Origin of the sequence: Lamprocystis purpurea DSM 4197, assembly GCF_000379525.1 — a bacterium.
GTDB classification, from domain to species: Bacteria; Pseudomonadota; Gammaproteobacteria; order Chromatiales; family Chromatiaceae; genus Thiodictyon; species Thiodictyon purpureum.
Window position 1 is genome coordinate 52252 of sequence record NZ_KB902499.1, and the last position, 25578, is coordinate 77829.

General features: G+C 63.1%; 20 protein-coding genes. 5 read left to right on the forward strand and 15 right to left on the reverse strand.

The features are described 5' to 3' along the window. Nucleotides 1-19: 19 nt before the first annotated feature. From A39O_RS0115300 to A39O_RS0115310, 3 genes are all read left to right on the forward strand, one after another. Complete coding sequence (locus tag A39O_RS0115300) at nucleotides 20-2380, forward strand: WD40 repeat domain-containing protein (RefSeq protein ID WP_020505537.1); 2361 nt, start codon at nucleotides 20-22, stop codon at nucleotides 2378-2380. An 84-nt stretch (nucleotides 2381-2464) separates the two neighbouring features. After that, complete coding sequence (locus A39O_RS0115305) at nucleotides 2465-2887, forward strand: hypothetical protein (protein WP_020505538.1); 423 nt, start codon at nucleotides 2465-2467, stop codon at nucleotides 2885-2887. Then, nucleotides 2887-3750 carry a hypothetical protein gene (locus A39O_RS0115310; protein ID WP_169338450.1) on the forward strand — a complete coding sequence of 288 codons (864 nt, stop codon included), beginning with the start codon at nucleotides 2887-2889 and terminating at the stop codon, nucleotides 3748-3750. Before A39O_RS0115305 ends, A39O_RS0115310 begins: the two co-directional genes overlap by 1 nt. A gap of 577 nt (nucleotides 3751-4327) precedes the next feature. Here the strand turns inward: A39O_RS0115310 and A39O_RS0115315 are convergent. Next, nucleotides 4328-4630, reverse strand: a complete 303-nt coding sequence (locus A39O_RS0115315; protein WP_020505540.1) for an HVO_A0114 family putative DNA-binding protein — start codon at nucleotides 4628-4630, stop codon at nucleotides 4328-4330. Nucleotides 4631-4749: 119 nt separating this feature from the next. On the opposite strand from A39O_RS0115315, the gene A39O_RS33700 reads away from it, so the two are divergent. Then, nucleotides 4750-5424, forward strand: coding sequence for a DUF2238 domain-containing protein (locus A39O_RS33700; protein WP_020505541.1), 675 nt, complete (start codon nucleotides 4750-4752; stop codon nucleotides 5422-5424). A gap of 83 nt (nucleotides 5425-5507) precedes the next feature. Here the strand turns inward: A39O_RS33700 and A39O_RS0115325 are convergent, their stop codons facing one another. The 11 genes from A39O_RS0115325 to A39O_RS33710 form a co-directional block, all read right to left on the reverse strand. Continuing rightward, complete coding sequence (locus A39O_RS0115325) at nucleotides 5508-14207, reverse strand: GH36-type glycosyl hydrolase domain-containing protein (RefSeq protein ID WP_020505542.1); 8700 nt, start codon at nucleotides 14205-14207, stop codon at nucleotides 5508-5510. A gap of 167 nt (nucleotides 14208-14374) precedes the next feature. After that, nucleotides 14375-15079, reverse strand: a complete 705-nt coding sequence (locus A39O_RS0115330) for an AAA family ATPase (RefSeq protein WP_020505543.1) — start codon at nucleotides 15077-15079, stop codon at nucleotides 14375-14377. After that, nucleotides 15076-15255: a hypothetical protein gene (locus A39O_RS0115335; RefSeq protein WP_020505544.1), complete on the reverse strand. Its 180-nt coding sequence runs from the start codon at nucleotides 15253-15255 to the stop codon at nucleotides 15076-15078. Before A39O_RS0115335 ends, A39O_RS0115330 begins: the two co-directional genes overlap by 4 nt. After that, on the reverse strand, nucleotides 15252-15449 hold the full coding sequence (locus A39O_RS0115340) for a DNA modification system-associated small protein (protein WP_020505545.1): 198 nt from the start codon (nucleotides 15447-15449) through the stop codon (nucleotides 15252-15254). Before A39O_RS0115340 ends, A39O_RS0115335 begins: the two co-directional genes overlap by 4 nt. After that, on the reverse strand, nucleotides 15446-15745 hold the full coding sequence (gene rhuM / locus A39O_RS42185; RefSeq protein WP_157640141.1) for a RhuM family protein: 300 nt from the start codon (nucleotides 15743-15745) through the stop codon (nucleotides 15446-15448). Before rhuM (A39O_RS42185) ends, A39O_RS0115340 begins: the two co-directional genes overlap by 4 nt. A 92-nt stretch (nucleotides 15746-15837) precedes the next feature. Beyond that, nucleotides 15838-16746 carry a RhuM family protein gene (rhuM, locus tag A39O_RS42190; RefSeq protein ID WP_211211608.1) on the reverse strand — a complete coding sequence of 303 codons (909 nt, stop codon included), beginning with the start codon at nucleotides 16744-16746 and terminating at the stop codon, nucleotides 15838-15840. Further along, a complete protein-coding gene (locus A39O_RS0115350; protein ID WP_020505546.1) occupies nucleotides 16736-17044 on the reverse strand; it encodes a nucleotidyltransferase family protein in 309 nt (102 codons plus the stop codon). Before A39O_RS0115350 ends, rhuM (A39O_RS42190) begins: the two co-directional genes overlap by 11 nt. Continuing rightward, complete coding sequence (locus A39O_RS42695; RefSeq protein ID WP_020505547.1) at nucleotides 17032-17316, reverse strand: hypothetical protein; 285 nt, start codon at nucleotides 17314-17316, stop codon at nucleotides 17032-17034. The genes A39O_RS0115350 and A39O_RS42695 overlap by 13 nt, the downstream gene beginning before the upstream one ends. Further along, nucleotides 17313-17567, reverse strand: a complete 255-nt coding sequence (locus A39O_RS40855; RefSeq protein WP_157640143.1) for a restriction endonuclease subunit S domain-containing protein — start codon at nucleotides 17565-17567, stop codon at nucleotides 17313-17315. Before A39O_RS40855 ends, A39O_RS42695 begins: the two co-directional genes overlap by 4 nt. 404 nt (nucleotides 17568-17971) lie before the next feature. After that, nucleotides 17972-18169 (reverse strand): hypothetical protein, encoded by a 198-nt coding sequence (locus A39O_RS42195; protein ID WP_211211609.1) that lies wholly within the window; start codon nucleotides 18167-18169, stop codon nucleotides 17972-17974. Between the two features lie 185 nt (nucleotides 18170-18354). Continuing rightward, the gene (locus A39O_RS33710; RefSeq protein ID WP_020505550.1) at nucleotides 18355-19416 is read right to left on the reverse strand and encodes an AAA family ATPase; all 1062 of its coding nucleotides are present in this window, start codon (nucleotides 19414-19416) and stop codon (nucleotides 18355-18357) included. Nucleotides 19417-20022: 606 nt separating this feature from the next. Here A39O_RS33710 and A39O_RS0115370 point away from each other — a divergent pair. After that, a complete protein-coding gene (locus A39O_RS0115370; protein WP_026199443.1) occupies nucleotides 20023-21105 on the forward strand; it encodes an ADP-ribosylglycohydrolase family protein in 1083 nt (360 codons plus the stop codon). A gap of 171 nt (nucleotides 21106-21276) precedes the next feature. Here the strand turns inward: A39O_RS0115370 and A39O_RS36675 are convergent, their stop codons facing one another. From A39O_RS36675 to A39O_RS0115390, 3 genes are all read right to left on the reverse strand, one after another. Next, nucleotides 21277-22272 (reverse strand): peptidylprolyl isomerase, encoded by a 996-nt coding sequence (locus A39O_RS36675; protein WP_020505552.1) that lies wholly within the window; start codon nucleotides 22270-22272, stop codon nucleotides 21277-21279. Nucleotides 22273-22277: 5 nt separating this feature from the next. Beyond that, the gene (locus A39O_RS0115380; protein ID WP_157640145.1) at nucleotides 22278-23369 is read right to left on the reverse strand and encodes an Ig-like domain-containing protein; all 1092 of its coding nucleotides are present in this window, start codon (nucleotides 23367-23369) and stop codon (nucleotides 22278-22280) included. Nucleotides 23370-23608: 239 nt separating this feature from the next. After that, nucleotides 23609-25138: a hypothetical protein gene (locus tag A39O_RS0115390; protein WP_157640147.1), complete on the reverse strand. Its 1530-nt coding sequence runs from the start codon at nucleotides 25136-25138 to the stop codon at nucleotides 23609-23611. Nucleotides 25139-25578: the final 440 nt, after the last annotated feature.

The following is a 25578-nucleotide window of genomic DNA, read 5'->3' on the forward strand; positions in this document are numbered from 1 at the left end:
TCCCCAACGGAATTCGACCATGACCGCCATTGCCCCCGCCGACCATGCCGCGTACCTCGACTGGCTGAGGGCGCAACTGGACCAGGCCATTATTCCGCTTGACGATGCAGCTTGGAATAGAGCCGCCGCTCAAGATAGCATCGACTCCTACCGAGTCTATTTGGCCGATTTCCCGAGTGGGCGACACAGTGGTGATGCCAAAGAGGTTTCGCGGCGACTTGAAGCCGATAAAGCGGCATGGGTCAAGGCAATAACAGCGAACTGCAGGACCGGTTTCGAGGGATACCTTGCCGCTGAATCCAATGGGAAATACTGCGCAGAGGCCCGCAAGTTGCTTGATCAGTTGGTCCAGTGTGACCAGCATGCCTGGGTAGAAGCGAAAAAACACGGGACTCTCCTCGCCTATCGCGATTATCTGACTGCCTTTCCCGAAGCTTTACACCGTGAGGACGCTTATGTACAGGCATGGGGCATTGCTAGCAAACGCGATTCACTATCCGGCTATAAGGATTATTTGAGTTGGTTTCCCCAGGCGCCAAGCCGAACCCTGGCGCAGCAGGCGAGCACAAGACTCCAGCGGGATCAAACCGCTTGGGATTGCGCTACAAATACCAATACTATCGCTGCTTACAATGCGTATCTTGAAACCCCGACCGCGGGGAAGTTCCATGCCAAAGCCAAGGCCGCGCGTGATCACCTTGTTTCGATCGACGAGACGAACTGGCAGGAAATAGATGGACGGCTTTCTTTAAGAGCGTATCGGGATTACTTGAAAACGTTTCCCGAAGCGCTTCACCGCACTGAAGCAATTGACCAAGCCTGGGCTAGCGCGAAAAAGACCGACTCGGCATCAGCCTACCGAAATTTTGTTGCTTGGTTCCCGAATGCGTCACAACAAGCGCTGGCGCAACAGGTGGCAACCGCATTGCAGAGCGACCACTCCGCGTACAAAACGGCCACTAGGCAAAATACTATTGCTGCCTTTGAGGCTTATCTGAGGACCCAGACCGAAGGTCGATTCCGCACCGAGGCGCAGGCCAAGCTTGATCGCCTCGTTACAGACGACGAGACAGCTTGGCGAGCGGCGGCGGCACGGCTCACGCGGTGGGGTTACCGCACCTATTTGGATGCCCAACCGAATGGGCGCTACGTCCAGCATGCCAGCACAGCGATCATCACGTTGGACGACGCGACATGGGCACGGACGAGCGGACACCAGAGCCACGAGAGCTATGCTGCCTATCTGTACGCACATCCCGATGGCCGGCATCGGGACGAGGCGATCCAGGCGCGCGACCAGCAGTTGTTGGAACTGCAGCAAGCCTACCTAACGCGTGTGCATTCGCCAGGACGTTTGCACCTTTTCTTGCGGCGACTGCACCGCGAGTTTATCGGTACCAGACCAATTTATACGATCCCTGCTGGCGAGTTTGGAGTGCGAGCGGTAGCGATAGATCAGGGTGGACAGTATGCGTTTGGCGCCAACCGTGCGAGCATCAAAGTTTGGAAGCTTGGGACCGGTGAAATGATCCATGAGATGAAAGGCGACTACTGGGATTGGATCACTCTGGTTCCCGGAGATGTCGCTGGACCCCGGGCACTCCTCGGTACACCGGATAAACGCTTTCGACTCTTGGATCTTGAGACCGGAGAGACAATTCAGATTTTCAGTGGCCATTCCGACTGGGTTCATCATTGCGTTGTCAGTCCCGATGGCTGCCATGCCCTCACTGGCAGTACCGACACGACCTTGCGGCTCTGGGATCTAAATGCGGGCAAAACAATACAAGTCTTTGAGGGACATTCAGAGTCTATTTCGTTTATCACCATCAGTCCTGACGGATGCCATATCCTCTCAATCGCGCAAAACGCCGTCCATGAACCAATACGGCTGTGGTCCATCGCAACCGGTGAGACCGTTCGAGTGTTTGAGCAGGGCGGTTATGTAGACTCGGTAGCCATTACCCCGGATGGACGTTACGGATTCTCTCGTATACCGCGGGAAGGCGGCTTGCACCTCTGGGATCTGGAGACGGGTCGCACACTCCGGAAATTTGAAGGCGACAGAAACTGGCGCGTCTCCATCGCGTCAAATGGTGTTTACGGGGTCTCGGCTTGGAACGATAGGAATACACTGCAAGTATGGAATCTGAAATCCGGAGTTGAGGCTGCGAGATTGAGCCGCTTTTCTCGGTGGGGGCCGGGTCCGAATCGGAACCCAGGAGTATATCGCTTCGTCATTAGCCCAGATGGAAGCTATGTACTCTCAGCAAACTGGGATAACACCTTCAGCGTGTGGCCGTTACCCAAGCCCGCAGCCCCAACCCGGAAGGCGCAACAGCGCAGGGTATTGCGACGCACTACGCTCTCTCCACGGTAGGGGTTCTTCGGTATAGGTCCACGCCCAGAGCCGTCCCCGAGAAGGAAGTCGCCAACATTACCGGACCTACCTATGCCTTCAAATATGAAATGGAATCCCGGCAAACAGCCTTTGCTGCGAGGCGACTCAAAGTCCGGGGTTGGCGTTCCTTCGCCGTCCGCGGACGACTTGATCGTCCGATACATTCTCTATCTTGAAGGCCCAGGACGAGAGACGCCTTATCTTTCGACATCCGAAGAATTCGAGGCTGCCAAGGTCTTCGCGCAAGGTGGCGCGATATGGGCGACATCGGTCAGGAAGGCGAACGACAGCGGTGTGCGTCACATCAGCAAGTCTGAACTGTTGTCATGCAAGAAAGGCAACGGCAAAGGGAAAGCTAAATGGAATAGCGCGTTTGAGGTCATGCAGGCGCGCCGTTATGTCGAGCAATGGTCGGAGCATCTTCTCGACTTCAGAACAATCGCTGAACCGGCAGCGGTCGTTGCACTGATCTTCGAGAGAACATGATGCTGCATTCGTGTCAGAATTGCTGGTTCAATGGTTTGCAATACGGCGCCTTGGGGCTCGTGGTGGGATACTGTTCGCGGCATCGAACAATTCTCAATGCCGCGGATGCGACCACCTGCGGGCTGCATGTCCGAAAGGATTTAGCGCTCGACCGGGCACGACAAGTCGCCGCTGTCCATGCGGCTAGATACGCCCCGGCCCTGATCGTAAGGATTTGTGGCAACGCAGCGGCAAAGGATGACATTTCGTCGAATGAAAGAGACTTGGATGCACTCAGAAGCGATGCGGTCGGTGACGTTGTTGTCGAGTACGGCATGCTGGATTCAAAGATCGAATCGCTTGCGCAACTCAAAGCCATGAGCGGGGCGCGGGCTGAAGTTGCCATGTTGAGCCTGGCGAGGAGCTATGTCAGTCATTGTATCGGCCGTCAGGGCAGTTGGACCAGCGGCCTGCATCTCTACTGGTGGACAAAAGAGCGTCTGACTGCAACCCCTGGCATTGCCATCACGGATATTCGCTCGACGGGTGGTCTCCAACTGGCACGCCAGATCGAGCTGACGGCTTGGTCAGTGGTCATGCTGCGCCTTACGGTCATCGACGATATCATTGAATATGCCGCGGCTCAGGATGATCCATTAGGCGAAGTACGCGGACTCCTGGACAAGTCCGCCGAGGCGGTATCGACCTTCAACCTGAGAACGCTGGCCAAGTGGATGCGGACCGAGGCGCTGCCTAGTCTGGATAGAATGCTGCCCTATGAGCGCTACGTCGAGCTGGCCAGGCAACTGCATAAGGATCAGAGCGACGAGGCCCTACCGGCGATTAAAGCGGCCCCCGCACCAGCGCCGCTCGGTTATGTCTAGCCCGTAGGGCGCAATAGCGCAGCGTATTGCGCCGAGCGTCGGTCGCTGCCGATGTCGCAGCATCCCGAACTCGGGCCGCTTGAGCGAACAGGGTTGTAGCTCCCGCGGCCTCGATCAAGATTCCGGCCACTTGGACTCGCCGGGTGCGTGGTCAGGGCTGGAAGCCCTGACGACGCACGCCGCTGGCCGAGATTACGATCAAGGCCGCTCCCACTTCGGACGCAGATGCGATTGAAGTCGCACCTACACTGACCGGTATCCAAATTGTTGGAAATCGCCCTAGTCAGTGGTAATGCTCAGCAATTCCAAATTTCGGCGGCATCGCGCGAACCCTGGTGGATGCGGCGCGCGCGACCGCCGTGCCAGGTCCCTGACACCAAAAGGGCGCGCCTTATCCACCCTACAGCGGAGCCGGTCTTGTAGGGTGGATAAGCGCAGCGCATCCACCATGAGCCTCGCGGCCGACACGCTGTTGGCGGCGGCTAACCAAATTTGGAACTGCCGGGTAATGCTGCGGCTCACGGTCATCGACGATATGATTGAATACGCCGCTGCTCAGCGTTTCTTGCTCCGTCGACTAGGCCGCCCGTCGGGCCAACGGCAGGCGCAGATCCACTTCATCCCACGGCACCCACACGCGCCCATCGGCCTGGCGCTCCAGGACCGTCCAGTCCAGAAGAACAGCGACATCACCCGCAACCTCTGCTTCATCGCGTCCCAGACCGCGCGCAAGATCGGCCAGGGTCAGCGGACCCTGAGCGCTCAGGTGGGTTAACAAGGCCCAACGCCCCAGGGAGAAGACCGCCGGCAGTTGGGGCAACGACTCAAAGCCGATGCCGAAATAGGGTTCCGGGATGACACCGGCGTCAAGCGACTCCATCGCGCCGCGTGCACGGTCGAGGTGGCGTAACGTATCCGCGATCGGTGCCGGATTGGCCTGGAGTCGTCCACGTCACGGCATACGCCGTTCATCGCAGATCATGAGGTTGCACAACATCCATGCCCACTGACCGCACCAAGCCGCTCCTGATCGCCTTGACCGCTCTGCTCGGCCTGCTGGCGTGGTCAGGCGCCCATCCGTACGACCGCCTGACCTGGATCATGGAGGTCTTTCCGATCGTCCTGGTGCTCGCCGTGCTTGGCGCAACCTATCGGCGCTTCCCACTCTCGACGCTGCTGTATGTGTGCATCTTTCTACATGCGCTGGTGCTGATGCTCGGCGGCGCCTACACGTACGCCCGAGTGCCGCTTGGCTTTGACATTGCGCAGGCGCTCGACCTGCAACGCAACCCGTACGACAAGATCGGCCATTTCTTCCAAGGCTTTGTTCCCGCGCTCGCCGCGCGCGAGCTACTGATTCGCGGCCACCATGTGAATGGACGCAAGATGCTGGCGTTCATCGTTATCTGCATCGTTCTGGCGATCAGCGCCGCCTACGAACTCATTGAGTGGGGTGCCGCTTTGGCGCTTGGTGCCGGTGCAGACGCGTTCCTCGGCACTCAGGGCGATCCGTGGGACACGCAATCCGACATGATGTTCGCACTCATCGGCGCGGTCACCGCGTTGCTCCTGCTGTCCAAACTCCATAACCAGCAAATCGAGCGACTGGAGCAGGCCGGCGCGGCCGGTGCGTCATGCGCTGGAGCTGGCAGCGACCCGACTGGCCCGCTTTGAACATGTCGAATACTCAACCAATGAACATCAGTATAGCCATCGGACGTGATAGCCGGACGTAGGGGCGGGTTTGAAACCCGCCCCTACGTTCGGTGATCGCGTTCGACGCCCGAATGATCGGACACCGCCCCCACCCCCGCCGCGCCCAATCGCACCTCGACCACATGGTCCTGGTGGTCATCGATCAGCGGAATGCTCAGGTCGCCGCGCAGGATGCCGTCGATGGTCACCCCAGACTTGGCTTCGCTGTCCGTCCCTTGGCTGACAGCGATGTGGTAGCGCGTTTCGCGATAGCGGTAATGCAGCTTGAATCCCGTCCAGTCCGGCGGTAAACAGGGTTCCAGGCACAGGGTATCGCCCTCCAGGCGCAGCCCGAGGATGGATTCCAGGATCAGCCGGTACATCCAGCCCGCGGAGCCGCTGTACCAGGTCCAGCCGCCGCGTCCGCTATGGGGTGCCACGGCATAGATGTCGGCGGCGATGACATAGGGTTCCACCTTATAGGTCGCGACGGCCGCCGGGGTGCGCGCGTGGTTGATCGGGTTGATCATCGAGAAGAGTTCCCAGGTGCGTGCGCGGTCATTCAGGGCCGCGAAGGCCATCGCCGTCCAGACCGCCGCATGGGTGTACTGCCCGCCATTCTCACGCACGCCGGGGACATACCCTTTGATATAGCCGGGGTTCATTGGCGAGGTGTCGAACGGCGGATCCAGCAGTTGGATCAGCCCCAGATCGCGGCGCACCAAGTGTTCATCCAGGGCCGCCATGCCCAAGCGCGCACGCTCGCTGTTGCCGGCTCCGGAGAGGACCGACCAGCTTTGGGCAATCGCATCAATGCGGCATTCGGGATTGATCGCCGAGCCCAGCGGCTGGCCGTCATCGAACCAGGCGCGTCGATACCAGTCGCCATCCCAGGCCTGCCGATCAAGCTGCTCGCGCAGGCGCTCGGCCTCCGCGCGGCAGCGCTCGACGAAGGCGTGGTCGCCGTGCCGGTCCGCGACCGCGCTGAAGCGCATCAGCACTTCATAGAGGAAGAAGCCGAGCCAGACACTCTCGCCCCGACCCTTGATCCCCACCAGGTTCATGCCGTCGTTCCAGTCGCCCGAGCCCATCAGCGGCAGGCCGTGCTCGCCGAACCGCAGGCCGTGGAGAATGGCGCGTACGCAGTGCTGGTAGAGGGTCGCCGTTTCGTCGGATTGACCGGGCAGGTCGTAATAGGAGTCGTCCTCGCCGCTGACCAGGCGGCCGTCCAGGAACCCCACCGGCTCGTTCAGCACGCCGGTATCCCCGGTGGCCAGACAGTAGCGCGCGGTCACCAGCGGCAGCCATAGATAGTCGTCCGAGCAGCGGGTGCGCACCCCGCGGCCGGTGGGCGGATGCCACCAGTGCTGCACATCGCCTTCCGGGAACTGACGGCTGGCGCTGAGCAGCAGTTGGTTGCGGATCAGCGCGGGCTCGCAGTGAATGAGCGCGGCAACATCCTGCAACTGGTCGCGGAAGCCGAAGGCGCCGCCGGATTGGTAGTAGCCGCTGCGCGCCCACAGGCGGCAGGCGATGGTCTGGTACAACAGCCAGCCATTGGCGAGGCAGTCGAGTGCCGGGTCCGGGGTCTCCACCTGCACGGCGCCCAGTGTGTGCTGCCAGTGCTGCCGCACGGCATCCAGCGCGGCGCGCGCCGCCGCGGTGCCGCGACCGGAATAGACCGCGTTGCCGGGGTCGTCTGAACCGCGCCGGCCGGTGACGCCGAGCCGGAAGACGATCTCCTGTTCCTGGCCGGGGTTCAGTGCAACGGCCACCTGGAGCGCGGCGCAGGCGTCCAGGGCGGCTCCGACCTTGCCCGAGAGCCCGGTGCGCAGCAATGCGGCCGGATGGCGCAAGGATCCATTGCGGCCGATGAATTCGGTCCGGTCGCCGCTGTAGCCGCGGGCGGGATCGTCCACATCGAAAAAGGCGAGATGATGGGCGAACTCGGTGTTGTATGGATTGCGCGCGAGCAGCGCGCCGCTGCGTGGGTCGATCTCGGTGATGAGATAGGGGGCCGTCTTGGGGCGCAGATCGCCCAGGACCCATTCCACGTAGCCGGTCGCGGAGAGCCGACGCGCCCGGTCCGAGCGGTTGCGCAGCTTCAGGACCGAGAACTTGACCGCTGCGTCCAGGGCCACGTAGACCCAGAGTTCCGACGCGATGCCATCCTCGGTGTGCTCGAAGACGCTGTAGCCGAAGCCATGCCGGCTGACATAGGGAGTGGCGCCGCGGCAGGGCAGCGGCGTGGGCGACCAGAAATGGCCGCTCTCCTCGTCGCGGATATAAAACGCCTCGCCGCTCGGATCGGCGACCGGGTCATTGTGCCAGGGCGTGAGGCGGAACTCGTGGGCGTTCTCGCTCCAGGTGTAGGCCGCGCCGCTTTCCGAGATCACGCTGCCGAAGAGCGGATTGGCCAGGACATTCACCCAGGGCGCGGGCGTCGTCTGCTCGGGCCCGAGGGTGATGACGTATTCGCGTCCGTCGGCGGCAAACCCCCCGAGTCCATTGTCGAACAGCAGGTCGGCCTTGCGGGTGCCGGCCGCCGCGCGTGCCGGCCGCGCCGCGGGAGCGCGCTCCCAGGTGTCGGTGCGGCTCGGCCGCAGGCGCGGCGGGCGCCGCTCCAGCGGGCCGCGCCGGCCGAGTTGCTCCGCCAGCGTGCCGCGGCTGTCGCTGAGGATGGCGCGGGCTACGGTCTGGAACAGGAGCCGGTCTTCGCCCGAGATCTGATCCGCGGGCCGGATGAAGATCCCGCCGGGGCGGTCCACGACATGGGCCTCGACGCCCGCGGCGATCAGCCCCAGGATTTGTTCCTGAAGTTCCTGCCGATAACCGGCCTGATCCTCGTTCCAGATCACGAGATCCACGCTCAAGCCTTTCAATCGCCACCAGGCATGGGCCTGGACCAATTGATGAACCAGCGCGATGTTCTCCGGGTCGCTGATCTGCAGCAGCACCAGCGGGACATCGCCGGACACCGCGTGGCTCCACAACCCCGATTGGCCGCGGCGGTTCTGGATCAGCACACTCGCCTCGGCGCGCAGCGAGGCATTCGAATAAAGAATCGACCCGGCCAGATGGCCATAGAGTTGGGCGTCGGCCGGGCTGGCATTGAGTTGTCGCAGGACCACCTGACTGTGCGTCCAGGCGAGATCGAAGCAGCGGTCCGCCAGCCGCTGATCCTGGTATTTCTCGACCAGGGCCAGGGCGTCCGCGCGGGTGTCGCCGATGCCGGTGACCCGATCGAGCATGACCGATTGGTCCGGGTCGAGCGTAATGCAGTAGCGGATGGCGACGATCGGGTCCAGTACGGAACCCGTGGTCCCGGAGAGCGGTCCGTCCGTGTTCAAGGCGGCCGGTGCGGCCAGACCGCGACCGCGGCCGATGAAGCGCAGCCGATCCGTCTCGTAGCTGACGGTCCCGTGCTCGGCCCCGCGCGCCGCCATCAGGTGAAACATCCAGGGCGTGCGCTCCTCCGGCGAGCGTGGCCGACGGGTGCAGAGGATAGCCGGCCGCGGATCGAGCACCTCGGTCTGTACGAAGAGGTTGCTGAAGGCCGGATGCAGGGCGTCCGCGGCGGGCGGGGCCAGCACGACCTCGGCGTAGCTGGTGACCTCGATGACCCGGCGGATGCGGCTGCGGTTGGTCAGGCGCATCCGGCGCAGTTCGATGTCGTCCTCGGGGGAGACCACGATCTCGGTATAGGAATCGAGCTCATAGTCGCGACGGCGAAACTCGGCCCGTCCTTCCGAAAAGATCGTCTCGAAGGAGTCCGGCTGCTTGAGTGTCGGCTGGTAGGTGGTCGACCAGCAGGCGTTGGTCGCCGGATCGCGGAGGTAACAGAAGCTGCCGTAGGCGTCGCGGGTGCTGTCCTCGCGCCAGCGGGTGACGGCCAGGTCCTTCCAGCGGCTATAGCCGCCGCCGGCGTTGGTGATCATCACGTGGTAACGGCCGTTCGACAACAACTGCACCTGCGGCAGGCGCGTGTTGGGGCTGCTGAACACGCGCACCGGCGCCTCCTGACCGGTCCCGGCGGGGCGGAAGTCGGTGACCGACTCGCTGGTGTGCGAATAGAAGGCCGGGGTCTTGGGGATGCGCTCCTGCAGCAGCAGGGCGGTCGCCTGGAACAGGGGAGCCGACGCGAAACGCCGCTGCATCGGACGGTCCAGCAGCAGATAGGCCAGCGACAGCAGGCTCATGCCCTGGTGATGGACCATGAAGGAGCGCACCAGAGCACTCGCCTGTCCGTGGGGCACGCGCCCGGTGGTGTAGTCGATGGCCTCGTAGAAGCCGAAGCGGCCGGTGAAGCCGGCGGCGGCGAGGCGCTGCAGATTCACGCACGCGGCCTCTGGTGCCACCATCAAGGCCAGGGCGCTGGCATAGGGGGCGATCACCAAATCCTCGGCCAGTCCGCGCTTGAGCCCCAGGCCGGGCACGCCGAAGGCGCGATATTGGTAATTGGACTGGAGATCGACCGTGTTGTAGCCGGACTCCGAGACGCCCCAGGGCACACCGCGCGCCTTGCCGTAGGCGATCTGCCTGGCCACCGCGGCCCGATAGGTCTGGTCGAGCAGGGTGTTGTCGTAGGTCGGCATCACCAGCAGCGGCATCAGGTACTCGAACATCGAACCGCTCCATGACAGGAGCGTGGGCTCGCCGGCCGCGCTGGTCAGCAGGCGGCCCAGGGCAAACCAGTTTTCCTGGGGCAGTTGGCCCTGGGCAATCGCCACGAAACTGGCCAGGCGCGCCTCCGACGCCAGCAGGTCGTAGTAACTGGTATCCAGCCGCCGCTCGCCGACGTGATAGCCGATCGCGAGCAGATGGTGGGCTTCGTCGTAGAGGAAGTCGTAATCCATCCGGGCCAGTTCGCCGGCTTGCAGCGCCAGGAGTTCGAGCGCACCGATGCGCTCGCGGGCACGGCGGCCGGACTCGGCGAGGAGCGGCGGCAGCGTCGTCTCCGGCAGTTGCGCTAACTGGCGCAGGGTCGGGATCGTCTCGATCGGTGTCGGGTCGGTGGACCCGGCGGGCAGTTCGAGCCAGGGTGCGAGAAACAGCAGTTCATCCAGCATGGCGCGGCATTGTCGGGCCAGCGCCTGCGCCCAGTAGCCGGTTTCGCGGTCGGCGTTCGGGCGCAGACCGGCAACGCCGTTTGCGGCACCGGCGGCCAAGGCGTCCAGGCACTGATGCACCGCCGCCAGAGTGGTCGGGGGTGTCCGCAACGCGGTGTCCAGCCGCTGCCGGACGTCGGCGAGCGCGTCCGGCAGGGCGCCGTCCAGCGTGTCGGTGAGAATCCGCAAGGTGTCGTCGAGGCCCGCCAGCCAGCGGGCGTTCAAGATCGGCGCATCCACCAGTTCGAGCAGCCCCGGCTGCAAGGTCAGCAGGTGGCCGGCGAGGTTGCCGCTGTCCACCGCTGAGACATAGAGCGGGGCGAGCGGCCGCAGCGATTGGGTGTCGTACCAGTTGTAGAAGTGGCCGCGGTAGCGCTCCAGGCCCGCCATGGTGCGCAGGGCATGGGCGGTGCGCTCCAGCAGTCCGCCGGCCGGCAGATAGCCGAAATCGTACGCGGCCAGATTGGCAAGTAAGGATAGACCCAGGTTGGTCGGCGAGGTGCGATGCGCGACCACGGGCGCGGGGTGTTCCTGATAGTTGTCCGGCGGCAGCCAATGGTCATCCGGGCCGACGAAAGTCTCGAAGAACGCCCAGGTCTTGCGGGCGGTGGCGCGTAGGAACTGGGTCTGATCGAGACTGAGGCGGGCCGGGCGCGGCAAGCGCGGGCGGCTGAGCCACCAGGCGAGTGCCGGCGCGGCCAACCACAGCAACAGGAGCGGTGCCGCGGCGCTCAAGGCCGCCGGCTGCAGCGCCGCGACCGCCAGTGCCGTCAGCAGGGCCAGCGCGGGGGCGGCGGCCATGTGCCGGTAGCAGTCGCGGAGGCCGTGCGGCGCGGCGGCCTGATCGCCCGAGGCGGTCCATTCGAGCAGGCGTTCGCGGGTGATGCCCATCCGCCAGAGGGTGCGGACCACGGCATCCAGGCTGAAGTAGGCCTCATGGGGGAGGCAGGCGATGGTGAATCCAGCCTGCGTCAACTGCCGGCCCGCCGCACGCACCTCGGCGGCGAGGTGCTGGCCCCAGCGTACATCGCCCGGCTTGCGCAGCCCGCCGAGCAGCGCCGTCAGCAGCGCCGGCACCAGCACGATGCCGAGCACCGAGAGGGTCCAGAACCAGGGCGCGGGCACTAGCAGCCAGCCCAGCACGAACAGCAGGGTCAGGGCCGCGGGCACCAGGCTGCGCCGCAGGTTGTCGGCCAGCTTCCAGCGCGACAGTGCCGAGAGCGCGTTCTTGCTCCGCCCGCCGGCCGCATCCGGTACCCAGGGCAACAGCCATCCGGCAACTTGCCAGTCCCCGCGGATCCAGCGGTGCCGCCGGCTCACGTCCGCGTGATACGCGGCCGGATAATCCTCGTACAACTGCACATCGGAGAGCAGTCCCGAGCGCGCGTAACAGCCTTCCAGCAGGTCATGGCTCAGGATCTGGTTGTCGGGGAAGCGCCCGCCGAGCGCTTGCTCGAAGGCCGCCACGTCATAAATCCCCTTACCGATGAACGAGCCTTCCTGGAACCAATCCTGGTAGACATCGGAGATGGCGTGCGTGTAGGGATCGATGCCGGCATCGCTGCCGTGCAGCCGCGCGTAACGCGACCGGTTGGCCCCCGGCAGACTGACGGCCACGCGCGGTTGCAGGATACCGTAGCCGGCGCAGACTCGGCCGCGGGCGGCGTCGTAGCGCGGACGATTGAGCGGGTGGGCCATGGCGCCGATCAGTTCGCGCGCCGCATCACGCGGGAGCTGGGTGTCGGTGTCCAGGGTGATCACATAGCGCAGACCCAGCAGCGGTCGCGTATCACCGACGACCAGCGCGAAGCGCTCAGCGACCCGATCACCAAGGTCCCCGAGCAGCAGGGCGTTCAAGTCGGCCAGCTTGCCGCGCTTGCGCTCGTAACCCATCCAGACCTGCTCTTGCGCATTCCACCGGCGCGACCGGTGGAACAGATAGAAGGTGTCGCCCTGCTCCCGCGGGTAGCGTTCATTCAGTTCCGCGATCCCCCGTGCGGCCAAGTCCAGCAGGGGCGTGTCCTCCGGCAGTGTTTCGAGCGGCGCGTCACGCAGATCGGTCAGCAGGCCGAAGTGCAGACTATCGTCCCGATTGGCCAGGAACCGGACCTCCAGCGCTTCGATCAGGGCGTCGATCCCCGCCGGGCTGGTGAGCATGGTCGGCGTGATCACCAGGGTGCGCAATTGCTGCGGGATGCCGGTGTCCAGGTCCATCCGCGGCAGCGGATAAGGTGTCGCCAGCAGGGTCGCCAGCCAGTTCACCAGGGCCACCGCCAACTGACTGGTGCCGAGCAAGGCGAGTACACCCAGGAGGGCGAGCAGCCAACCCGGCGCCGCCGCGGCCGAGGCCAGCAGGTTCGCCGTGAAGAGCACCGCGATCAGCGTGATTCCGCCCAGGTAGAGGATCAGCGGAATCCGGCGTCCCCGCCGCTGGAGCCTGTCCACCAGGCCCAGGTGCGCCCGCACGCGCCGTTCCAGCAGCGGCAGTCCGTCATCGATCAGATAGAAGCCTACATGCCCGGTGCGCTCGGTGTCGTCCGCCCGGCTCGCGCCGGCGCCGGCCAGGTCGATGGCGGCGCGTGCCACCTCGGACTCCGGACGCCGGCCCCGCTTGGCGATGCGCTCCACCACGTGCCGGTAACGATCGCGCGTGGCGAAATCCATCCGGGCGTAGAGCGCGGCCGGGTCCTCGCGCAGGGTGCGCTCGACCAGGCTCATGGTCTCCACGAACTCACACCAATCCGTCGCACCCAGGAACCGCAGACTGCCGATGCTGTTGCTGATCGAGACCTGATCGGCCGCCTGCTGCTGGTTCTCGGTCTGCACCAGTTGCTCGATCGTGAGATTGACCTCGGCCAGATGCTGTTCGATCCAGGTCAACGGCAAAGCTAACGCGGCACCCTGGCCCTGCAGTCGGCGCGCCAACTCGGCCACGAAAGCGCTCGACATCGGCGGGTTCGATCGCGCCATATCGGCGATCACCAGGATCAGATTCTTCGGATCGGTCTCGGCCATCGCCGTCAATTGATCGGCCCAGCCGTCGGCCAAATCCTGGTCGGCCCGTCCGGCGCTGACCCGGACCGCGACCCGGCGCAGATTCTCGATCAAGGCGAGCCGCAGCATGATCGGGATGGCCCACAACTCGCCCAGTTTGAGCGTGGTCACCTCCTGGTAGGCGGCGACGAAGCGGCTGAGATTCTCCGGGTCCACCCGGCCGTCGCCGTGCGCGATGATCTCGAGCGCGATGTCATAGACCCGCGGCAAGCCGGCCGAGGGGCCGGTGCGCAGCCGCGGCAGTTCCCGACTGTAACCCTTGGGCAGATGCCGCTTGGCGGTGCGAATCTGTTCCTCGATCAGATAGAAATTATCGAGCAGCCACTCCCCGGCCGGCGCGATTCGCTGGGTCGCGGCCGCCGCCTGCATCAGCACGGCGCAGCAGTCGATCAGGGTGCGCTCATTCTCGGTCAGCCGCACCAGCAGTCGGTCCGACGCGTGCTCCGGAGTCAGCACATGCGCGGCGGCCAGGGCCTTGCCGTGCTGCTCCATCTGGACCGCGCTGAACAACTCCGCGCGCAGCGGCGGCTCGTCGCCGACCGGCCGGGCGGTCTTCTTGCCGGTGAACCCTGACAGCCATCCGAGCCGGATTTCGCGCATAGCCATGATCTCAAGACGAACGTGGACCCCGAAGGGGGAACCGTAGTCTACGCTCCCCACTGTGCAACCGGGGGGTTAAGGCTGTTTCTGGGGTCTCATCGAGAGGATGGGCCGCCAACTCTGGCCACGGGAGCCGCGCCAAGCCGCGACGGCTGGGGCAGCGCCCATCACGACAAAGAACAGCCGGTCTTCTTCACTGATCTGACATCCGCTTCGTCAGGGCCTTCCAGTTCTCGCAGGACCATAGCAGCGACTGCGGCAGGGGTGGTCCCGCGCTCGACATAGCCCTTACGCTCGTCCTGCTTAATATAGAGGATGTCGCTCGCCAGACGGTTGATGTACTGAATGCCCAGCGCCGCCTCCAGGGATGTCTTCAGGCGTACCTCGGAATGGTCATCCGCCGCGATTTCCTGGATCTTCTCGCCGTCGAAGAAGAACTGGGTGATGCCCGGCGGGATGGCCGCGCGGATGAAGTCCTGCCACAACTCCTGGTTCTGTACCGATACCCGTTTGCCGTCGCGCACCACCACCAGCCGCTCGGTCAGGTCGCGTGGACGCGGCTCGCTGACCACGCCCGCGGTCCAGGAGCGTTTGACCACCAGCTCCGAGCCGTCATCCATCTCCATGACCAGCTCAAAGGCGACGTTGGCGTTACCCTTGGCCTTCTCCCGCCGATTGATGTTACGGTAGATGTCGTCCGCCTTGCCGCCATAAAGGCAGTAGGTCACCGACTCCATGATCGAGGTCTTGCCCGCCCCGTTCATCCCGCCGATCAGGAAGATGCTGCGACCGTCCCCGCCCACCGGGAACGTGATCTCGGTCGAGAACTGAAAGGACTTGTAGTTCTCGATGGTCAGCTTGCGGAATTTCATGCTTTATCCTCCGGAAGCTCCCAGATCCCCCTTGGTGAGTCATTGCGAAGTGTCTGCTGCTCATGAATATCGGTTGCCTCCGTGTATGAGTCGAGCCGGTCGATCACTTCCCGACACAGTTCCACCATCAAACTGGGATCTTTGACAAAGCCGTCGATGGTGCTGTCCGCGCTCATGCCGAACGCTCCACCGGATCGGAAGGTGACTTGCTGGTGAGAATCTCGCGCAGCGCGTCGTAAACGCCGGTGCGGCGGTCTTTCAGCTCGTATTCGCGCACCGTCTCCAGCAGTTTGAGCACCTTGTCCAGGTTCACGCCGTGCTGCTCGCACAGTTCCCGCAGCAGTTGCAGATCGTCATCGGCCAGTGTCATGAGGGCTTCCCTTGGTTACCGGCGGGCAGGCGTTCGACCAGCGTGTCGAAGTCGTTGCCGGTGCGGTCCTGCTCGGCGATACGCCGTTGGTGGAACCTTTCGTACTCGTCTTCCGCCCGCTGCTGCGCCATCTGGTGCGAGATCTTGCCGGCATGGGTCAGGATCTCCCGGTCATTGATGTTCAAAAAGGCGTGGAGCTTGCTGATCCAGTCGCCCATGTGCATCGGGATGCGGCGCATCGCCTGGCCCTCGGCGAAGATCAGGTATTGCTCGACCAGGTTGTTCAGGGCCGCCAACTCGGCCTCGTCCAGATATAGCCTTCGTACCTGATATCCGGACAGAGCCCTGGTGTAGGGGCGGGTTTGAAACCCGCCCCTACGTCCGGTTATCACGTCCGATGGCTATAGTTCTTGGCGATGCTGACATCCTGCTTGCGGACCTTGGCCCCGCGCCAGTTGGTCAGGCCCATGTTGGGCCGGTCCGCATCGGCACGGGTGTGGACGATCTCGGCGGCGGTCTGGCCGGTGATGGCCCAGTGCATCTTATTCTGTACCGTCTGGAAGAAGCGGATACTGATGTCCAGCGTTGGGTCGTAGTCGATGCTGGTGGCATAGATATCGGTGATCTTCTGGTAGAAACGTCGCTCCGAGGTGCGGATGTCCTGGATGCGGCGAGTCAACTCATCGAAGTAGTCGAAGGGCTGGTCCGGGTTCCGCAGCCGCTCGTCATCCAGCACGAAGCCCTTGACGATATACTCCTTCAGCCGTTGAGTGGCCCAGATCCGAAAGCGGGTCGCCACATGACTCTTCACCCGGTAGCCGACCGAGATGATGGCGTCGAGGTCGTAAAAGGTCAGGGTTCGCCGAACCCGGCGAGGCCCCTCCTGACGAACTACCGAGAAATCCTCGGTCGTTGCTTCCAGTCTGAGTTCGCCCTCGTCATAGATATTTTTCAGGTGCAGCGAAATGTTGTCGGCGGAACACTGAAACAGCCGCGCCATATCGGCTTGGGTCAGCCAAACCGTCTCGTTCTGTAGGTGGACCTCCAGCTTGACCCGCCCGTCCTCGGCCTCGTAGACGAGAAACTGGCCCTTCGTGTCGTCGTGGGAAGATCTGTCTTCGCTGTTCATTCCTCGCCCAACTCCGTCAAAAGCGATGATCTCGAATTTGCGCTCCACCGCAGAATGCACCAGGGCGCTTGCGACATAGGCCGACAGATCCAGGCCGGCGACGAAACCCTGAATGTCCGTGACCGCCTCGCGGACATCCCACGGATAGGCGCGCGGGTCACGCGGCATAGATCAGCTCCCGCGTCCGTTCGATGTCGGCACGCACATAGGGGTTGCGCACGGCCCGATATTCCACCAGATCGACGCCACGCCCGAGCAGGCGTTCCAACTCGGTTCGGACACTGAACCAGCCGCCCAGATCAGCCTGAGCATCAGGTGCGAACTCCACGAGGAAATCGGCATCGCTGCGCTCGGGATCGAAATCCGCACCGCGTACGGCGGAGCCGAAGACCTCCAGTCGTCGCACCCGGTAGCGACGACAGACCTCGGCGATGGCGGCGCGCTGTGCGGCGATCAGCGAATGCATCGTGACGTTCCCGGTACCTGACCGAATCGCCAATCCCGCACGGCGTCGATCTCCGAAGCGATCTCGGTATCCGTGAGCGTCGCGGCTCCCGGAGAGTCCTTGAATAGATCCCGGAACCGGTCAGCGAGCGCGGCACGCTGGAGGGCGATCTCGGCATTGATAAAGTTCGGACAGGCGGCCTCTTTGGGCAGGAACTCCTCGGCAAAGGTGGTCTTGCCGGCTCCGTGCGGTCCAGCAATGATCAGTATTTTCCGCTCGGGTTGACCGATCACGCCCGAGCGGCCTCTTCGATGAGTTGTTCGACGCGGGATTTTGCTTGTTCAAGGAGTTGTTCGGATTCGCGCAGCGCGCTTTTGGCTTGCATGACAAGTTTCTGAACGCGGCTTGCTAATTCGGCATCAAACAGAGGAATCGGAAAGCGGGCGATATATCGGCTATCAATGGTCGGATAAGAGGTTCCGCCACAGTATTTTTCAAAGATGTTCTTTATGCACCGCAGATATAGCCGAGTTTTCGACGTCATCAGGGCAACCCGACTGGTCGGGAGTCGCAAGGGCGTTGTGGCCGCAATGGTCTCGAATGCACGGCAATTTACAGGAATGTCGGTTTCGATCCAAGAACCGGACCGGCTGCCGGGCGTGGGGAGCCCGCCTGTCCAGTCGCGGCTTGACCAAGGATTTCTCTCGGCGGCCTTGAGCGTAATCCCGGTCGGCGGCGTGCGTAGTCAGGGCTTCCAGCCCTGAGGGTGTCAGGCCAGGATGGCCTGACTACGCACCCGAGCCCAAGTGGCCGGAATCTTGATCGAGGCCCTCCCGGCAGATGATTCGGGTTGATTCACGCTGCCGCCAGCGCTCCTGGCCGCGCGCTCCGCGTCCGACCGTGCGGCGGATGTGCTGCTGGCGCAACCGCGGCTAACGCCCGCGTTGCTCATGCTTCTTCCCCAGGGGCCGCCCCAGCGAAGAGCGCCGCGAGCAGATCCAGCTTCTCGGTGACCTCCTCCGGGAGTCCCTGGGGGTCGACGAAGTCAACGAGTCGATAAAACTCCCCCTTGCGCAGCAGCATCGCGTGTCCCAATCGGGCGGCAAGGCGTCGGAAAAACGCCTCGGCAAATTCGCTGAGTTTCACCCTTTCAGTTCTCGCCTCCCAAAGGAGTCGAGCCGCCGCCTGATCGAGACTTCGCCAAATCTCGAGGTCACGGGCACGTCCGCCAAACACGCGCTCGGTAATCAGTTCGTCAAGGACTTCATCAGTCTCACTTTGAAACTGCCCGAAGAGGGGAAGGTCCTGGTAACTCTGAATCGCGAAATTCCTCAACAGCTCAGGCGTGATGAAGTAGTTCTCGGCCTCGTAGCGACTCCAGTAGACAGTATGCAGTCCGACTTCGCCGCGATATCGTCGGTCTGACCGCCCAACAGAAGCGTGAGGTTGTGGTCGAGCGCTTCCTCAAGGATCACCTCCGAGTGGGTGACCAAGATCACTTGAGATTCGTTCTCGGCCGCAATCTCGCGCAGCAGCACATAGACTTGCTTCTGGCGCAGGATCTCCAGATGGGCGTCGGGTTCGTCGATCAGCAGTACGCTGCGGCGATGTGAATAAAGATAGGCAAAGATCAGGAGCATCTGCTGGAACCCGCGCCCCGCCAGGGCGATATCCAGCGGCTCCTTCACCCGCGCTTGCCGGTAGAATAAATTGATACTGCCGCGCGCGGTCTCTGTAGGGTCCCCCAGATCGACCGTGAACAAGCGCCGCATCAGCGCAGCGATGCGGCGCCAGTCCTCTGGTGCGTCTTTAACCACCAGCAGACACAGGTTGCGCAGTACCTGCGCTGTCTGGCCCTGTCCCAATAACACACCGATGCGCCCCGGCTGGAGAATCGGTTCCTCGGTTTCCAGGCCGGACATGGGGTACAACAGTTCGACATTGAGCCCGGCCGCTGTTTCGATGAGATCCGGTCGTTCCAGGGCGGCATCGTCGGGCGTGCAATAAACCAGCTCGTCGCCCTGGTTGCGGAAGCGCACGGTGACGGGTTCGATTTTATTTCGGTGAAGCACGCCGAGCGTAATCAACAGCGGGATGTCCGTGTTGCCGGTACGCACCGCCGTGTTGTGCCAGAAGTAGCGCGTACGCGCAACCGGCACCGAAACGATGTTCAGGCGGTTGAGCGAGGTCGACGTGCGTTCCTTAGGCGGTGCTTTGCCTTTACTGGCCTGCCAGGTCCTGACTGCCTGGGACCAGAGCGCGATGGCCTGGATCGCCGTTGTCTTGCCGCAGTTGTTGGGGCCGATGAGCACGGCCGGATGGTCCAGCTCGATGCGCTGCCGGTCACCGAAGCGCTTGAAGTTCTGGATCTCAAGATAATGAAGCAGGCGCATGGGACATTCCGTCTCGGTTTTCCGGCAATCGCCCAGGCGTGGCTGTCGGCGCTCAAGGCGATGTCCTTTCCTCTATGTCGCGGGGTCTTCCGCGGACATTATACGTGTCGCGTGGACGGAGCGAGCGTCCGCAGTCCGCGCGGCCTCGCTCATCGTTCCGGCCGCAAGAAGATCGGAGGCTTACCGTGAAAGTCGCGCGGCGACCCCGTGGGAGCGGCGTCCCGCCGCGATGGGGCCGGGCGTGTCACCACAGCGTTCGAGGTCACCGCGGCACCGCATCGCGGCGGGACGCCGCTCCCACGGGGCCATTCATCGTCCGGGGTGGCTGATGTTCCTTCCATGGCCGTTAGCCGGTCGACATTGCCTCTGCGCGGCCTTGGTCCGGCTAACGATGAGCGAGGCCGTCCGCGCGCTGACCTTCGGTTCGCGACTGGTCTCGCCTCTTGGAAAGCCGCTGGATGACACCGGTTGATTCACGATCGGCGGGCCGCATCAGTGGGCGGGACCCTCGGCGCGCTGCTGTGCCCGAGCGGGTGGGTGCTGCCAGTCAGCGGCCAAATCGACGCCCGTCTGTCCGGGCTTCTCGCGTGTCGGCGGAGTGGAGCGATGACTGAATTGACGGTCACTGACCGGATGCGGGGCTGCCTGTGGGGCCTGTTCGTCGGCGACGCATTAGCGATGCCGGTGCATTGGTACTACGACGTGGCGGCCTTGCAGCGGGACTTCGGGACGCTGCGCGACTACCAGGCGCCGCGCGCGCATCACCCCAGTTCGATTATGCCGCTGGCCAGTACCGGCAAGGCCGGGCGCGGGGATCAGTCCGGGGAGGTGGTCGGCGGGGTCATTCTCAAGGGCCGCAAGCATCTGTGGGGCCGGCCGAACATGCATTATCACCATGGTTTGGAAGCCGGGGACAATACGCTCAACTTGCTGTGTGCCCGGCTGTTGATCCGTGGCCTGACCGCGGCCGGCGGGCCGGACCCGGCGGCCTTTCTGCACGACTATGTGGACTTCATGACGGCGCCGGACAGCCATCGCGATACCTATGCCGAGTCCTACCACCGGGCCTTTTTCGCAAACTTAGCGCGCGGCGTGCCGCCGGTCGACTGTGCCGGGGCGGAAGGGCACGATACTGCTTCGATCGGCGGTCTCGTTGGTCTGCCGCCGGTGATCCTGGCCGCGCGCTCCGCGTCCGACCGGGCGGCGGGTGCGCTGCTGGCGCAACTGCGGCTGACGCATCGCTCCGCCCGGCTGGAGCGCTATGCGCTGGCCCTGGGTGAGTTGCTGGTCCGGTTGCTGGAGGACCCAGCGCCGGCGGTCCGGCCGCTGGCCTGTGCCGTGGCCGAACGTTTGGGGTTTCCGGCCACCGCGGTGATCGAAAAGGTCGAACGGACGGGCCTGTCGGACCTCAGCGTGATCGGGGGCCAGTTGAGTCCGGCCTGCTACATCGATCAGTCCTTTCCGGCTGTTCTGTACCTGGCGGCACGCTATCACGGCGATTTTGAGTCGGCCCTGATTGCCAATGCCGGTGTCGGCGGGGATAACTGTCACCGTGGCGCGGTGTTGGGTGCCATCCTGGGCGCGGCCCTGGGGTTCGATGCGATTCCCGCGCGTTGGATCGACGGATTGCGGGCGCGCGCCGAACTGGAGGCCGAGATCGGCGTTTTTCTCGCGCGGTTTGCCGGGTGAAGGTTCAGCAAGCGAGTCAGCCAAACGCAGTATAGCGTTCGCACCTGATATCCAAACAGACTTTAGTGTAGGGGCGGGTTTGAAACCCGCCCCTACTTTCGGTAATCACGTCCGAAGGCTATATTCGATCATGGTCGCCAACCGCTCCCCGTAGCGATTCACGGGGGGTGCTCAAGGACCCTTGTGCGCGTCCTGCCGCGGCGTCGCGTCCGGCGACGGTTGGCCGCCGGTGGTGTCGACCAAAAAGGACTCCAGGGCCGGATGATCGACCTGCGACTTGCTCGGATCGACGATGCCCAGGCGCCAGGTCTCTTGGGCGTCGGCCAGCCAATCACTCTGCAGTTTCGCGATGATGGCGTCCTTGACCTGATCAAAGGTGCGCTGTTGCTCGGGCTGAATGGATTCCAGCCGGATGAGGTGCAGGCCGAACTCGGATGTCACGATCGGGCTCAGGTCGCCGGGTTGTTTCAGGGCAAAGGCCGCCGCTTCAAAGGGGGGCACCATCTGGCCGCGTTTGAAAGGCGGCAGTGCGCCGCCTTCCACCGCGCTCCTGTCGTCCGAGCTTTGCTTGGCGAGCGTGGCGAAGTCGGCGCCTTCGCGCAGGCGCTGCAGGAGCGCCTCGGCCTCCGCGCGGCGCGCCGCGCGCTTCTCGTCGGTGCCGGCCCGCAGCAGGATGTGGCGCACCTGAACCTGCTCCGGGATCAGGTAGCGGTCGGGCTGCGCCTGATAGACCTCCTGCGCCCTGGCAAGCATGTCCGGAATTTGGGTCATCAGGGCTTGCTGATGACTGTCGAGCAGTGCGATGGCCAGAGTCTGATCACGCGCCCGCTCGATCTGGGCCTGAACCGCCGGCAACTGATCGAGACCGCCGGCCTTGGCCGCCCCGACCAGCGCCTTGCGGCGATAGACGTTATTGATCGTCTCGATCAGCATTGCCCGGTCGGTGGTCATCCGGGTGCGCAAGGGTTCCGGTGCCGCGGTGATTTCGGCACGCACATCCGCGCTGGTCACGATGACGGCCGCACCAGTGCCGGGGTCCGGACCCCGGATCAGGACCGCGTCGGCAGCCGCGGTGATGGCGAACGGCAGCAGGCAGCAGCCCAGGCCGGCGATCAGGGGGAGTGGCCGTCGACGCGGGTCGGCGGCCAGCGAGGTGCCAACCGTCATGTGTCTCACCAGGAGCTCATATACATCCGGCAGTGAAGCGACTTGTCGCATTCGCTGCTTGGCGTACCGCTCCATTGACCCGCGACATAGGTCTTGGCGGGAGCCGCCTGAATCTTGAAATAGAGCATCTCCAGTGCAGGGGCCGGAGGTGAAGCCCTGCTGATCAGGTAGGAGCAGGTGTACGGATTGATGGTCTTACTGCTCCCCCAGCCCATGCAGCCGGCCAGTTCTCCGTAGGGAGTATTCCCGCTGAACGCGATGGTTGTATTCGGCGTCTTGGACAGGGCGATGAACCAGGACCCGTATTCGTCACTCAGCCCAGAGGATGACACCTGCAATGTCGTACGGTAAATCCTCCCGTTGACGACCGGCAGACGATACATGTAGGTGACGTCGCCGCGCAAGGATTTTGAGAAGTCACAGGTGTAGCGCGAGGGCCCGACGACGGCCTGTTCCGGTCCGCATCCCCAAAAGCTCTCGTAGCCGCCGCCGGGGTTCGGAAAGATCGCGATGATCTTCCCCTTGGCCTTATCCGGCTTCAAGTATTCAGCCTTGCTCGGAACGAAGAGTGCCAGTCGGGTTTTCCCGTCGGCGGAGCGCACTTGGTCTTGCTTTTCCTCGTCCAGGGTAAACCATCGCCCATCCCAGGTTTGGCCGAAGCAGGCGGTACCGCCGGTGAGTCGGTCACAGGGCAACGGCGCTGGAGTTGCGCTGACGTTAATGGTCAGTTCCCCGGTGGCATTGCCGGAATGGCTGTCGTCGACGGTGTAGGTAAAACGGTCGATCGCGGGTGCGTCGAGGGTTGCCGGTGCCGTATAGCGTAATCCGTTCGGGTCAGGTACGAGTACACCGCCCGCGTCGCCGTTGATCACGCCGGTTTCAAGGGTGAATTTGAGTAAATCCTCTTCAGCATCTGTAGCAAGCCTGGCTGTCGGGATCAAAATCTGTGGATCGCCGGCGTTTGCCGACAGTGACAACGGCGGATCCGGTACCTTCGGTGGCTCATTGCTGCACGCCGCCTCCGTGGTCGTGGCACTCATCACTAACAGCGGGGCGCTCAGCGAGATCAAGAACCGGGTTTTCAGTAGCGTGTTCATGGTGATCCTCCAGCGGATTGCTGGGATGGGGCAGTTGGAAGACCCCAGGATGAAGAGATAAGGCGAGATCGGGTGTCGAGTACAGCCTGATGGCGCATTGTTAGACGATGGACAAATCAGTACGCAGCGGTCTCAACGACTATAAGACAAAAGCCCCCGAGGAAAGTTCCCCAGGGGCTGATTTTCAGTCACGAGCAGTCAGGGCCGGGCGATGCCGATGCGTCGCCGTCGCGCGACAATCAAGGAGGCGTGATTGGCCGCCTGTACGCATGCGGTGAGACCAATGCGTTGTTTACAGCGCCATTCGTGATGGCAGTCAAAGCGAAGCCGATCGTCGGGTAACCGTCATAGATGGTACCGCCAATGCTCTCGATCGAGAGCGGTTCCGTGAATTCCAGCTCAGCCCAGCCCTGTGTGTATCCAGACTCCAGCGCGAATGCGGAGTTGAACTGCGAGCCGAGGACAGTACCGTTCTTCGAAAAGTTGAGTGTTTGTGTCTCATGACAAATGGCGCTTTGACCCGGCACGAACGGCGACGGAGGAACCGAGCCGGTCGTCTTCTTTTCTTCGCGGTTGTAGTAGGTCAATTCGACGTTAAAGCACTCACCATCCGCAGCGTAGAATGACTTGGTTGGGAAGGTCACCACCCACGCGGTCTGTGGTGAACCGCTCGCCACCGCACGATATTCGTTGATGACTGAGGTTGCCGTGAGAAGGCTGCCAACCGCATCGACCGGTCGTTCAAACGTACCTCCAACTAAGAGCTGCGTACCGGCGCTGGGAGTCTGGACCGAGAGCGCCGGGGCACCATTGTTGAGGTTCGGGAAAGCGGAGGAAGGCTCAGCCATCTCGTCCGCCGAGTCCGGTGCCGCCGGATCTTCCGTCCCACCAAGTGGGCTGATGAAGTTGGCGATAGTCGTCACGGGTACGCCAAAGGCTTGACCCGTATTGGCGCGGACCATGGTGCTGGCTATCTTCAGAACGTTGAGCGGCTCGCAGAATTCAGCTTGGAAAGCCTGATTGCCAAAGGCCAATGCGTCGCGCTCCAGGCCCGAGCCCTGTTCGCAGGTCAAAAGCAGCCCGGTCACAGGGTTCGCTGCCGACCCCGTGACTGTCACCGCTTGCAGCCCATTGTACACATTAACAATCTTGTCGCAATTCTGGTCCTCACCGTGCACAGCCCATGACGCCAATTCGCTCGCATCAAAGTTGACCGTGCTGACCGGGAGGGCGACGCCCATCTCAATGACTTCGACGTAGCCCTCCTGGGTATGCACGATGTTTCCGCCAGCCTCGAGGGAGGAGAAGTCTAACTGTTTGATATCCGCGCCGGTCGGCGCCTTGCCGACGATGACGAAGCCTTCCTGCCGTTTTTGCGGTGTATTAGGGGTGCCGGCAGGGAACTTATTCGGCACTGTGCATGAGGTATCGGAGGTCTGAATGTAGGGTGTCTTGCCGTCGGCATTCAACCCGACGACTCCAACCCAAACGTCATTCGGCGAGAGGTAGATGTTGAAGTCACGCGCATCGCCACTGTTGGCAGCTTCGTGAAAACGCAGCTTGACGGCCACCACGTAGGTATCTGAGGTATTGACGAGACTGATGTTGGTCTGGTAATTCTGCCGCACGCTATAGTAAGCGCTGATGCCCACGTCGCCCAGCCCGTTATCGGAAATGCTCATCGCAGAAACCGGTGACACAGCGAGTGACGCCAAGAGTGCTGCGGAGACCGCGGCGGCGGTTCTGGTGCGGGAAAAATTGAAACTCATGACTGTTTTCTCCTAAGGGTTGAAGTTCGTTCGGACCAGCAAGAGCGTCATACTCCATTAGGGTCCAGCCAACAAGTGTACTCTAATTTCCTTTTTAGCGTACTTCGAAGCGAAGCTCAGTGTCAAGCGAACCTCATGCTGAGACATTTGCGCTGCGGCGTTTTTCGCGGACGCGCCGGAACCCGGGGTCGGCGCCAGGTGGGCTGACGCACAGGCATTTCCTGGCGAGCATCGGCGAAATCGGGTCGCCGGGGCGCCCATTTGAGAATTATTCTCAACAACCCTGTCCCGCGGACAGCCGCGCCCGCAGGCGACGCGCGAGCGGCCTGGCCGGACGTGGCAGTCGGTGAGGGGCTATCCGGTCGCGGGGATGGGCTGAACCAGCGAACGCATTTGTTCGAGGCGACCGGCTTTGACGTGTCCCAGCGCCATCGCCATCA